The organism is Pedobacter sp. KH_004, from assembly GCF_057840755.1.
Genome location: NZ_CM174519.1, coordinates 704,939 through 717,781, shown reverse-complemented (window position 1 = coordinate 717,781; position 12,843 = coordinate 704,939). Strand labels below are relative to the sequence as shown.

7 protein-coding genes are annotated in these 12,843 nt (G+C 37.7%); 3 read left to right on the top strand and 4 right to left on the bottom strand.

Features of this window, described 5'->3' with window-relative positions; genetic code table 11:
* Positions 1-44: 44 nt before the first annotated feature.
* From AC3ITD_RS03290 to AC3ITD_RS03275, 4 genes are all read right to left on the bottom strand, one after another.
* Positions 45-2,429 carry an ABC transporter permease gene (locus tag AC3ITD_RS03290; protein WP_489363976.1) on the bottom strand — a complete coding sequence of 795 codons (2,385 nt, stop codon included), beginning with the start codon at positions 2,427-2,429 and terminating at the stop codon, positions 45-47.
* Positions 2,430-2,570: 141 nt separating this feature from the next.
* Positions 2,571-4,940 carry an ABC transporter permease gene (locus AC3ITD_RS03285; protein ID WP_489363974.1) on the bottom strand — a complete coding sequence of 790 codons (2,370 nt, stop codon included), beginning with the start codon at positions 4,938-4,940 and terminating at the stop codon, positions 2,571-2,573.
* 209 nt (positions 4,941-5,149) lie between these two features.
* Positions 5,150-5,848 carry an ABC transporter ATP-binding protein gene (locus tag AC3ITD_RS03280; RefSeq protein ID WP_489363972.1) on the bottom strand — a complete coding sequence of 233 codons (699 nt, stop codon included), beginning with the start codon at positions 5,846-5,848 and terminating at the stop codon, positions 5,150-5,152.
* 87 nt (positions 5,849-5,935) lie between these two features.
* Complete coding sequence (locus AC3ITD_RS03275) at positions 5,936-7,243, bottom strand: efflux RND transporter periplasmic adaptor subunit (protein WP_489363970.1); 1,308 nt, start codon at positions 7,241-7,243, stop codon at positions 5,936-5,938.
* Between the two features lie 391 nt (positions 7,244-7,634).
* Here AC3ITD_RS03275 and AC3ITD_RS03270 point away from each other — a divergent pair, with 391 nt between their 5' ends.
* The 3 genes from AC3ITD_RS03270 to AC3ITD_RS03260 all read left to right on the top strand — a co-directional run bounded on the left by AC3ITD_RS03270 (position 7,635) and on the right by AC3ITD_RS03260 (position 12,822).
* Complete coding sequence (locus AC3ITD_RS03270; RefSeq protein ID WP_489363968.1) at positions 7,635-9,005, top strand: sigma-54-dependent transcriptional regulator; 1,371 nt, start codon at positions 7,635-7,637, stop codon at positions 9,003-9,005.
* Positions 8,986-10,449, top strand: coding sequence for a sensor histidine kinase (locus AC3ITD_RS03265; protein ID WP_489363966.1), 1,464 nt, complete (start codon positions 8,986-8,988; stop codon positions 10,447-10,449). Before AC3ITD_RS03270 ends, AC3ITD_RS03265 begins: the two co-directional genes overlap by 20 nt.
* 183 nt (positions 10,450-10,632) lie before the next feature.
* Positions 10,633-12,822: a bifunctional alpha,alpha-trehalose-phosphate synthase (UDP-forming)/trehalose-phosphatase gene (locus AC3ITD_RS03260; protein ID WP_489363964.1), complete on the top strand. Its 2,190-nt coding sequence runs from the start codon at positions 10,633-10,635 to the stop codon at positions 12,820-12,822.
* The last annotated feature ends 21 nt before the right edge of the window (positions 12,823-12,843 follow it).

Genomic DNA, 12,843 nt, shown 5'->3' with positions numbered 1-12,843 from the left:
GAGCCCAGACTTATAACTGGTAACCCGCAACTGTTAACTCGATTTTATTCGTATTTCAAAGCATCAACAGGATTAGCCTTTACCGCTTTTTTAGCCTGAATGCTTACGGTAACTACCGTTAACAAAATGGTGATGGCAGCACTTAGCAAAAACGGCAGTATCGGTAAATCAATTCGGTAGGCAAAGGTTTCCAGCCATTTTTTAGTCAGGATATAAGCCACCGGCCAGGAAATTAAATTGGCTAAGAGCACCATGATAAAAAAAGAACTGTTAATCAACTTGAAAATCTGAACATCGCTTGCCCCTAAAATTTTTCGCACAGCGATTTCTTTGATTCTGCCGTTAGTGATGTATTTTGCAAAGGCAAACAAACCTAAAACGGCAATAAAGATGGTGAGCAAAGCCGCTGCAAAAAACACCGATTGCAGTTGCTCTTGCTTTTTAAATAGTTTGCCATAAAGCTCATCTAAAAATTCGTACCTGAAATCTTCACCATCTAGCGGATTAATCTGCGGCCATTGCGCCTTCAAAGCAGCCAGCGCATCGGTCATTTTATTTTCCTCTATCTTCAGAAGGATTTGTGTTTTGTAACTTCCACAGGGGTCCTTAATCGTATATATTGTAGGCTGTACCGTACTTTCGAAACCCTGGGTTTTAAAATCTTTAATTACGCCTACAATTTTATAATCGATATTACAGCCTTTGATGATCTGGCCAACAGGGTTTTTAAGACCATATTTTGCCACTGCGCTTTCGTTAATGATGGCAGAATTGGCAGTATCTGTTACAAAGGCATTTGAGAAAAAGCGGCCTTCTTTTAATTTTATATTCAGGGTTTCAAAATAGTCAAAATCTACGTTTACGAAATCGATGTTCGCCTTGGTCGCTTGATAGGCATAACTATTTATTCCATTCTGGCCGCCAGGGATGAAACTTGCAACCGTAGCAGATTTTACTCCTGGAATCCGCATTAACCTATCTCTTACTGGATTAAAACTGACAGAACCAAACTTGACTGGATTGTTAAAGAGCGTTAAGTTTTTGACATAAACAACCTGATTGGCATTAAATCCAACATCCTGCGTTCGCATGTATTTCAATTGTGAATTGATAGTTAATAAGCCGATAATAAAAATTACAGCAATACTAAATTGGAAGATCAGCAATCCGTTTCGCAACCAAGAGCTTTGTTTGCTGGCAGCAAAATTTCCCTTCAATACTAAAGCTGGTTTAAAGCCAGATAAAACCATAGAAGGATACGTGCCTGCAATCAGTGTGATGATGACTAAAATTAGTGGAAGCTCCCAAATTAATCCATTATCAATTTGCAAAACGGATAGATTAACCTGAAATAGATTATTAAATTGAGGTAACACTAATTCTGCTAAAATTAAAGCCAGTACGGTAGCGATAAAGCACTGGATAAATATTTCGGTAAGAAATTGTATGGTAAGCTGCGAACGGTAGGCACCCATTACTTTTTTAAGGCCAACTTCTTTGGCTCGTTTACTGGCCTGGGCAATACTCAGGTTGGTGAAATTGATACATGCAATCACAAGAATTAAAAATCCGAGTATGGAAAGCGCCATCAAGGTTTTGTAAGGCAGATCGTTTCCCGCTTTAGGGCGCAGGTGTAAGTTTGCCAGTGGATCTAAAAATATAGAGATGGTTTTTAATTCAGCTAACTCCTTTTTGGCATTAACTTTCAATAATTCGTATCGATATAACTCACTTATTTTTCTTTCAAGGTTTGCAACATCAACATGAGGTTTTAACTTCAGATAGATTGAATAGTCATTCATATCATAGTTATCATGCTCACCCAGTTCGGCTGCCAAAGAAACCCCATCAAAGTTAAAGTTAGAATGTTTTTTCCCGTCAATAGTGCCTGCTATAGTTCCCGTTATCCCCGAGTTGCTCGCTCCATAACCAACCATCTCGGGCTTATTATCTTTTTTATCAGGAAAAAGTGTTTTCATGCTTTCTTTACTCAGATAATTGAGTCTTTCTATATCTCCTGATGGTTTGGTCAGACCATTTTCTGGCACAATGTTTAGCATTTTCGCTGCATTATAGTCTACAGCCAGTATATTTTTGGTAAAAAGTGTGTTCTTTCCATTTTTGATAGTCAGTTCAAAAGAGCCTTCCTTTATTAAACCAACCGATTCTACTTCCGGATAAGTTTGTTTAATGGCTTTTGCAAATGGAGCCGCGATGTAATTCGTTTTAAACTCGGGATACGTTACCCCTACCACATAAATATTCTTATAGTTAGGATTTGATTTGTCGAAACTGGTTTCATAAGTAAAATACATGGCCACCAAAATAAACGCAGCCAAAGCAATAGCTAAACCACCAACGTTAATTGCTGTGATAGACTTGTTGCTCCACAGGTTTCGCAATGCGATTTTTAGGTTGAGTTTGAACATAAAGCCCCTCCTAAATCCTCCCCGGAAGGGAGGACTTTTGTTTGTGGTTAAAAAATTTTATTTCTACTAACATTATTTGTTCGGTTCAAACGGTATAAAACTTTGCAACTCCTCCCCTCCGGGGAGGTTGGGAGGGGCTAATTATTCATATTTAAGTGCATCGACAGGGTTAGCTTTTGCTACTTTTACCGATTGGATGCTTACTGTTAAAATGGCTATCAAAACAGACAATCCAATTGCAATCACAAACGGTATTGCTGAAATTGCAATTCTATATTCAAAAGCAGACAGCCACTTGTTAATAATAATGTACGCTAACGGAAAGGCTATTAAGTTCGCTATCGCCACTAGTTTTATAAAGTCTTTATTTAAAAGCGTAAGGATATTTGTAGTGCTGGCGCCCAGCACTTTACGAATGCTGATTTCCTTTTTGCGTTGCTCGGCCATGAAAAGAGCTAATCCTAATAGGCCTAAGCAAGAAATGAAAATAGCAAAACCTCCGAACCAGTTTGAAAGTGTACCTAGTAATTTTTCATCTTGAAATTTAACCTCGAAAGATTCATCTACAAATCTTCGTTTTACCGGATAATCGGGTTCAATTTGCTTAATTAAGCCATCAATGGTTTCTAACGAAGAACTGATATTTTGGTTAGGATTTAAACGAGCAAGGATCACCTGAACATCATCCATATAACTTGGATAAAAAATCATAGGTGCTACTTTTTGATAAGCGCTTTCAACCACAAAATCTTTCACCACACCAACATTTGTTTTTTCTACATCCCAAAATCTGATTTTAGCTCCAATAGGATTTTTTAGATTCATCATTTTAACGGCAGCCTCGTTAAGCATGATGTTGTTGCTATCTCTTTTCGATTCTGTTTCTACTGCTCTTCCGGCAACTAATTCCGTGCCTATGGTTGTAATAAAGTCACTGCCAATTCCTCGGTTATTAAACAAGATAGATTCTCCAGCTGTTTTGCCTTGCCAATGAACATCTGTTGTATTATTACCACTTTCAGTAATGTCTTTACTAAAAAAGGTTACTCCTGTTGCCGCACCAGACTTTAACATTTGGGTTTTAAGCAGTTCCAACTTGCTTCGGTTGCCCATTTTACCTTGAACCGCAATTTGGACAAGGTTTGATTTATCGTAACCTATTGGCTTATTTTTAACGTAGCTTAATTGCTGATAGATAACTGAAGTACAAACGATTAAACAAGCAGCGAATATAAATTGAACAACTACTAAAACTTTTCGGATAGAAACAGAGGAATCAGATTTAATTTTTAATCCTTTCAACACTTTTATCGGCTCAAAAGATGATAAATACAAAGCTGGGTAACTCCCCGCCATGAATCCCGTAAAAATCATTAAACCAAATAATGTACCCCAAAAAGTGAAGCTATTGTAATCGATTTCCAGGCTTGTATTCAACAGATTATTGAAATATGGCAAACTGACCTCTACTAAAATGAAAGCCAAAACACCTGCTAATACCGTTACAAAGACCGACTCTAGCAAGAATTGACCGATCAAAGATTTTCTCGTAGAACCGATAGCTTTACGAATTCCAACTTCTTTCGCTCTCCGCTCAGAACGGGCGGTAGATAAATTCATGAAGTTTACACAAGCAATCAAAAGAATACAAAAAGCCAATAATAAGAAAATTTTAAGTTGCTCAATTTTACCTCCGACCGATTTTCCATTTTGAAAATCATCGTACAAATGCCATTTGATTAGTGGAAATAAGAGTGCCTCGGCAGTGTTACCCTTCTGATTGCGTTTGTAAATGCCTTTCATATCAGCATTTGCATCAGCCAGAAACTTATTATTGTTAAGCTGAACAACGGTCAAACACATGTTGTTTCCCCAGTTAGGTTGACGTGCCCAGGGTTCTCGCTTTAAAAAAAGTGCCCAGGGAGCCAAGCACTCATAGGTGATGCTGCTATTTGCAGGTACGTCTTCAATTACAGCTTCAACCTTCAGCACATCCTGATTTTCAAGCTTAACGGTTTTATTAATCGGATCTTCGTTTCCGAAAAGTTTTTTTGCCAGAGATTCCGTTAACATGATGTTATTAACGTCTTTGAGCGCCCGTTCCGCATTTCCTTTAATAAATTTTAAATCGAAGATTTTTAAAAAATTTGGATCTGCAAAGTTCAGCTTTGCACTGATTTTCTTATCTCCCACCGAAAGTAATTTCGGACTTGGGTAACTGGAATGTGAGGTATATTTCACGCCAGGGATTTTTCCTGCAACCTCATCAGCCATAACATTTGGAGTCCATGCAAAACTAAAAATCTTCCCGTTCGCAGGTGCATTCTGATAGATTACGTAAGTCTTATCTGCATTGGCGTAGTGTTTGTCATAGCTCCACTCATACGCCACATATAAAAGCAAAATCATACAACTGGCTAATCCAATGGCCAATCCACCAACATTTATAACGGTGAATCCTTTATTTTTCCAAAGGTTTCGCAATGCGATTTTTAAGTTTATTTTGAACATTTTTTGAGTTTTACATCGTTAGTTTAAATTATAAGTACAGTACGTAGAACTTACCACGTTTGACTTTTAACCTTTAAGCGCCTTACCCGAATCTTCCCATCCAGGAAGATTCGGCTGGCCTATCATTAAACTAAAACTATTTTTAATTAATGGAGAGATTTGAGTATGAGTTCAGCCTTGTAACTGGTAACCCATAACTTTTAACTCATCTATATCAACTCCTCGTTTCGGCTTTTATTTATCTTTTCAGAAATCACATGGCCATCTTTCAAGTTGATGATTCTGTTTGAAAAACTAGCATCGTGACTCGAGTGCGTTACCATTACGATCGTTGTGCCGGTTTCGTTCAATTCACAAAGCAACTCCATCACTTCATTACCATGAGAACTATCCAGGTTACCTGTAGGCTCATCGGCTAAAACCAACTTCGGTTTGGTTACCAATGCCCTTGCTACCGCAACACGCTGCTGCTGACCACCCGAAAGCTGTTGTGGAAAGTGTCCGCTACGGTTTACGATATTCATTCTTTCGATGATTTCGTTAACCAACTTTTTACGTTCTCCGGCAGCTACTTTATTATAAATGAGTGGTAATTCGATGTTTTCGAAAACCGTTAATTCATCTATTAAATTGAAATTCTGGAAGACGAATCCCATGTTTCTTTTACGAAAATTAGAGCGCTCCCTATCATTTAAAGTCAAAAGTTCGGTATCGATGAACTTATAACTTCCGCTTTCTGGCTTATCCAATAAACCCATTACGTTCAACAGTGTCGATTTTCCGCAGCCAGATGGTCCCATAATCGAAACGAATTCGCCTGCTTTTACGTGAAGATTAATTCCGTTTAAAGCTGTAGTCTCTACTTCTTCAGTTTTATAAACTTTTTCTAAGTTTTCTATTTTTATCATAGCTTGTTAGTATCAAGTATTTAGTATCAAGATGTGAGGCTATTGTAGATTGGTTAAATATCCTATGAGCATCTTATTTTTTTAATCTTACTTATTGATCTCCACTTGATCGTATTGGTTAAACTGATCGTAAGATGAGGTGATCACTTCATCGCCTTTTTGTAAACCATCCAAAATTTCGTAGTATAGATAATTTTTTCTGCCGATTTTTACATTTTTCTTCGTCGCTTTACCATTGTGTACCACAAACACCCACGAACCACCTGTACTTTGAAAAAACTGACCTTGAGCCAATAGTAAAGATTTGCTGTTATCAGACAACGTTAACTTCGTTTGAAGTGATAAACCACGACGCAAACCTTCCGGTGCAGCACCCTTGAAAACCAATTCTACCTGAAACTGCCCGGCTGTAACCTCTGGAATTACTTTACTCACAGTTAAATTATATGTTTTTCCGTTAAATTCGCAGGTAGAAGTCTGCCCCTCCTTTACGCGGTTGATATAATATTCATCAACACCAGCTTGCAATTTATAACCTTGCAAAACATCAATTTTCCCAATCATTTCATTCGAGTTATATGATTTTCCGATAACAGGATCGTAAGATGATAATTTACCTGATACAGGCGCCTTGATCGTCATATTTTCTATATTTTTCCGAATCATTTCCAAACTTTCGTTCATCTGCCCCATCGAGTGGTCAATTTGCGAAAGCTGCATTCTTCTGCTTTGATTTTCTTGCTTTACCGCCTGGCGTACAATCTTAAGTTTTCCCTGATAGTATTCGTAGTCTTGACTAGACTTGTTAAACTCCTGAAGTGTAATCACTTTTTTAGCAAACAACGAACTATCCAAGCGATACTGACGAGCGGCAGTTCTTAAACTATTTTCAACATCCAAAACATCCTGATTTAAAACCCTTTGATTTTGCTCCAAATCTAATCTCGATTTTCTCAATTGATTAATTTGTTCAGTGGCAGCGGTTTGGCTCGAAGTATAACTCAACATGGCATTGGAATTCGAAATCCTCAATAAAGGTGTTCCTTTAACCACAGAAGCACCATTTTCAGTAAAAATTTCGGCAACTGTTCCACCCTCCGATGAACTTACAATTACCGAAGTTAACGGGACGACACTTGCATTTAATAACACTACATCTTCAAAATCACCGTACTCTACTTTGCTAATCGTTAGTTTTTCCGCATCTGCACTGTAGGTTTTCTTTAAAGATAAAGTATAGCCATAAATTACAACTGCTAAGAAAACAAGTGCCCCACCGATAATAATCAGGGTTTTAGTGCTAAATCTTTTCTTTTCAATTTTTTTGTCCATTGTTCGGTTGTACTGTGTGATCTCAGTTACGCCAAGCTTGTGCCAAACGTAATTAAGTAACATAAATAATTAAAAATCAATTACTTAAAGATTAATTAACATTTTAGATTGTTCATTATCGGACAGTTTATGTGCGAGAGCGGACAGTTTAGTTATTTTTGAGGATAGAACCTCACTCCCTTTATCCCCTCTTCTTACAGAGCAGAAAAAACGTAAGGCATATTTGGGTGTCGGTTCAAACAACTTTACTCTAATCCCTCTATTCAAGGAGAGGGACAGTAGCAAAATGTAAATGCTTCTTCCTTTAACAGGGTGAGGTTTTTTGAAATATACAATATAAGTAGGTTATAAAACTATCTAAACCACAATTTCTTGCGCTTGAATGAAAGTGGAAGGATAGAAAAAACAAATGCCATTACCTTTGAAAGGTGTGGTTTTTTATAAATTTAGATCCATGTTAAACGCTACAGTTTTAATCATCGATGATGATGATGACATTCTTTTAAGTGCTCGCTTGTTTCTGAAACAGCAAGTGAAGCAAGTTATTACCTGTAAATCACCGAAAGAAATCAATGTGCTTTTGAGCAAAAACGAGGTTGATATAATTTTGCTCGATATGAATTATCAAAAGGGTGCAAGCGATGGTCGTGAAGGTTTGTACTGGCTGGAACACATCCTGTCGATTGATAAAGATTATGTGGTTATATTAATGACTGCTTTTGGAAACGTTGAGCTTGCAGTTAAAGCGATTAAGAAAGGTGCCACAGATTTCATTCTTAAACCCTGGGAAAACGAAAAACTTTTTGCCACCATTTCCGCAGCATCAAAACTTCGCGAATCAACCAGAAAGGTTAAGAAACTAGAGAAAATCCACACTTCGCTACACAAAGATATGACACGGGGTTTTGAGCATATCGTTGGCGAGGCCGATGGAATTAAACAACTTCAAAACACATTGTTAAAGGTTGCGCCCACAGATGCCAACGTTTTGATTTTAGGCGAAAACGGCACAGGCAAACAGGTTTTTGCGTATGAAATCCATGGCAATTCGCAGCGTAAGAATCAGGTTTTCATGCATGTCGATTTAGGTTCATTAAACGAAAACCTTTTCGAAAGCGAACTATTTGGATATGCTAAAGGCGCTTTTACCGATGCAAAAGAGGATAAACCTGGTCGCTTTGAATTAGCAGATGGCGGAACCATATTTTTAGATGAAATTGGAAATCTCACCTTGCCCCTGCAAGCTAAATTATTAAGCGTTTTACAAAACCGAACCGTAATCCGCCTTGGCGAAAGTAAAGAACGTAAAGTAAATGTTCGTTTAATTACCGCCACCAATATGCCTTTGAATGAAATGGTTTCCAAAAATACTTTCAGACAAGATTTATTGTTCAGAATAAATACAGTAGAACTACTGTTACCACCACTACGAAAACGAGGAAGGGATATATTGCTTTTATCCAATCATTTTATGCAGGTTTTTAGCACAAAATACCATAAAGAAACCCGAAGTTTAAGCCATAAAGCGGAAGATGTTTTATTAAATTATAAATGGCCAGGAAATGTTCGGGAACTGCAGCATGTTTTGGAACGTGCAGTTATTATGAGTGATGGAAATGAAATTTCAGAAGCAGATTTGCAATTAAGTCCGCAGCGGTTTGCACAAAACACATCAATGCCGGATGAAATGGCGCTCGGCGAAATGGAAAGAATGATGGTACAAAAAGCTATTGACAAACACAAAGGGAATATATCAAAAGCAGCGGCAGAACTGGGTTTAACCAGAGCTGCTTTATACAGGAGAATTGAAAAATTCGGGATTTAATTTAAGGGAGCGTGTAGCAGGTGGAAAGGTTTATTTCGCAAACAAACCCTCAACCTCAAAAACCTCAACCTTTAACCTTAAAAGTATGTTCTACAAACGATTTACTTTTCGTCTAATTTCCAGGTTACTCCTCATTAATTTGCTGGGCTATCTCCTATTCTATCTAATCCAGAACACCCAGTTATGGTTTACGATTCTTGGAGTAGGCTTAATTTTATTGGGTTCGATAATTTCGCTGTACTATTACATAAACGAAATCCGTTCGGATATTAAACGTTTCATTTTAGCAGTCAAAACCCGCGACCATACGTTAAATTTCAAGAATAAAACCACAAAAGGCAGTTTCCCTGAGTTATATGAGTCTTTCAGTGAAATTCTGCAGGTGCACAAGCAAATCAGGATGGAACAAGAGGCGATGTTCCAGCTAATTAAAACCATTTTGGAACAAGTTCCGGTTGGGGTAATCGTAGTAAATAATACAAAAACCGCACAAGATAACGAAGAGATTGCCTTTTTCAATCAGGCGGCATCGAGTCTTTTGAGCGTTCCTGCTTACAAGTATTGGCATCGCCTTAAACAACATTTACCAGCTTTCGCCAATGAAATCGATCAGATTTCTTCGGGAGGAAAACGTTTTCTGGAACTAAAAATTCAGGAAAAATTAATCCAGCTATCTACAGAAGTTATTCCGTTAAATCTATACGAAAAAAATTACACCATCATCAGCTTCCAGAACATTAAGGATGAAATCGAACAAAAAGAAACTGAAGCCTGGAATCGATTAATCGGTGTGATTTCTCATGAAATATTAAACTCCATTACCCCGATCAGCTCGTTATCCGACACGATTAACAGCATGGTAACAGACAGAGAGAACTTGGATTTGGAGGAAATGGAAGACTTGAAAACTGCGTTACAAACCATCAAACGACGCTCTACCGGCTTGTTAGACTTTGTAAAAGATTACCGCTTGATTGCCGAATTACCAACACCAAATTTAGAATCGCACACTATAGGGGAAATTCTGAAACACATTAAAGTGTTGATGCAGCCCTTTGCAAAAGTTAAGAATGTGGTGCTTGAGGTGGAGCAAACTTCCTCAAAAATCACTGTTCAACTCGATTTAAAACTGATTGAACAAGTTCTAATTAACCTCATTACCAATGGCATTTATGCCGTTGAAGAAAATGAAAATCCACATGTTTCGATCAGTTATCGACTGGAAAATACGAAACTTTACATCGATGTAACCGATAACGGAAAAGGAATTGTACCGGAGGATTTGGAGAAAATTTTCGTTCCCTTTTATACCACCCGTAAAAATGGCTCGGGCATTGGTTTAACCATTAGCCGTAACATTATGAAAATGCACCGCGGCAGCATCGAAGTAGTTTCCACTCCAAACGAGCAAACAACTTTTTCATTAGTGTTTAATTACGTTTAGGTTTTTTAACCAAAGGATTTCAAAAATTGATGCAGATTAAAAATCAATTTTCCTTAGCTGTATTCGTGCTTTTATCTGTGATTGATATTTTTCCTTAAATCATTTCAATGTTTGTTTTCAAACAAAATTCAAACAAAAGATGTTTAAATGGCTTTTATTTATGTGGATACATCAAATACAAGCATGAAGACAGTTATAATATCGAACAGACTACCCGTTAAAATCATCGAAGAAAATAACGAGTACACCTTTATTCCGAGCGAGGGCGGCCTTGCTACCGGATTGGGAGACGTGTACAAATCAGGCAATTCCATTTGGGTTGGCTGGCCGGGAATCGATGTTCCTGAAGAAAGACAAGAAGAAGTTATTCAAAAATTAGGAGAACTCAATCTTTACCCTGTTTTCCTTACTCAAGAAGAAATCAATTTATATTACGAAGGCTTCTCTAATGAAGTTTTATGGCCGGTTTTCCATTACCTGGTTACTTATGCGCATTACGAGCAAAGTTACTGGGATTGCTACAAATCGGTGAACGACAAGTTTGCAAAGAGTGCCATGAAGGTGCTGAACAGAAGAGATAAAATATGGATTCAAGATTACCAATTACTTTTATTACCCGGAATTTTGAGAGAAAAATTACCCAATTCTACCATCGGATTCTTCCAACATATTCCCTTTCCTTCTTACGAAATATTCAGATTAATTCCCTGGCGTGAAGAATTACTTAACGGATTAATCGGCGCAGATTTAATAGGCTTCCATACTTATGATGATGTGCGCCATTTCATCAGCACTGCTACCCGCCTACTACCGGTAAATTCATCATCAAATGTGCTTAATAGTAACGAAAGGCAAATTGTTATAGAAGCCTTTCCGATGGGAATAGATTTTGAAAAATTTTCATCATTAAGCACGACAGAAGCTGTAAAACAAGAAATAAGAGATTTTAGCAATGGAAAAGAGGATATGAAAATAATCCTTTCCATTGATAGATTGGATTACAGTAAGGGCATACTGGAGCGCTTAAAAGCCCTTGAACTACTCTTGCAAGTACATCCCGAATACATCGGGAAAATTGAGCTATTTATGATTGTGGTTCCATCAAGAGATACGGTTCCTCAATACCATGAACTGCGGGAACAAATAGACCAATTTGTTGGAAATCTAAATGCCCGTTACCGATCAATGGACTGGATCCCAGTAAATTACTTCTACCGATCTTTCCCTATTGAGGTGTTATCGGCCTTATACGCATCAGCAGATATTTGCCTGGTTACGCCCATGCGTGACGGAATGAATTTAGTAAGCAAAGAATACGTGGCCAGTAGAAACGAGGACGATGGTGTACTGATTTTAAGTGAAATGGCTGGGGCATCAAAGGAGTTAACCGACGCACTAGTGGTTAATCCAAATAACCTGGGCGATATTATGGAGGCTATTGTCACGGCCTTAAAAATGCCTCAAGAAGAACAGCAAACCCGTATGAAAGCCATGCGGGCAATTGTAGAAAAATTCAATGTTAAACATTGGGTAAACAATTTTATTTTAAGATTAAACGAAGTGAAAGATTCTCAAAAATCATTGCAAACAAAACACGCAGTAAATTCAGTTAACGAAATCATAGCTGCGAAATATGCTGAAACTAAAAACCGGGTACTGTTCCTTGATTATGATGGTACACTGGTGGATTTTACTGGTAATATTGACGATGCGTCTCCTGATGATGAGCTTTATGATTTAATTGAGAACCTGACTTTGGATCCTGCCAACACAGTTGTCATCATTAGCGGAAGGCGAAATGAAACACTCGAAAAATGGTTCGGACATTTAAAAGTAGATATGATCGCAGAGCATGGGGCTTGGCAAAAAGCACAGGGCGATAAATGGAATTGTTTGCCACTGCTTACTGATCAATGGAAAGGCGAAATTCGGTCGCTTTTGGAGACCTATACCGACAGAACACCTGGATCTTTTATCGAAGAAAAAAGTTATTCATTAGTTTGGCATTATCGGAAAGCCGAAGAAGGATTGGGAGAATTGAGGGCAAATGAAATTGTAAGCCATATGAAAATCTTAGCTGCCGATAAAGGTCTGCAATTGATGCCAGGCAATAAGGTGATTGAATTCAAAAACATTGAAGTAAACAAAGGTAAAGCTGCATTAAATTGGCTTTACAATAAACAACCTGACTTTATTATAGCCCTTGGTGATGACCATACAGATGAGGATATATTCAGGGCCTTACCAAATGATGCGATTACCGTTAAAGTCGGCAATAATTTATCTGAAGCGAAGTATTATCTAAACGATTTCAAAGAAGTAAGACAATTGCTTTGGAGCCTGGTGAAAGAAGAGTTTGTAGAGAGAGATTAATTTAATTAATCCCATCCTTGC

Excerpts from the sequence above, each read along its gene's own strand:
- AC3ITD_RS03260 (WP_489363964.1), top strand. The coding sequence starts at position 10,633 with ATGAAGACAGTTATAATATCGAACAGACTACCCGTTAAAATCATCGAA.
- AC3ITD_RS03275 (WP_489363970.1), bottom strand. The coding sequence starts at position 7,243 with ATGTTACTTAATTACGTTTGGCACAAGCTTGGCGTAACTGAGATCACA.
- AC3ITD_RS03290 (WP_489363976.1), bottom strand. The coding sequence starts at position 2,429 with ATGTTCAAACTCAACCTAAAAATCGCATTGCGAAACCTGTGGAGCAAC.
- AC3ITD_RS03270 (WP_489363968.1), top strand. The coding sequence starts at position 7,635 with ATGTTAAACGCTACAGTTTTAATCATCGATGATGATGATGACATTCTT.
- AC3ITD_RS03285 (WP_489363974.1), bottom strand. The coding sequence starts at position 4,940 with ATGTTCAAAATAAACTTAAAAATCGCATTGCGAAACCTTTGGAAAAAT.
- AC3ITD_RS03280 (WP_489363972.1), bottom strand. The coding sequence starts at position 5,848 with ATGATAAAAATAGAAAACTTAGAAAAAGTTTATAAAACTGAAGAAGTA.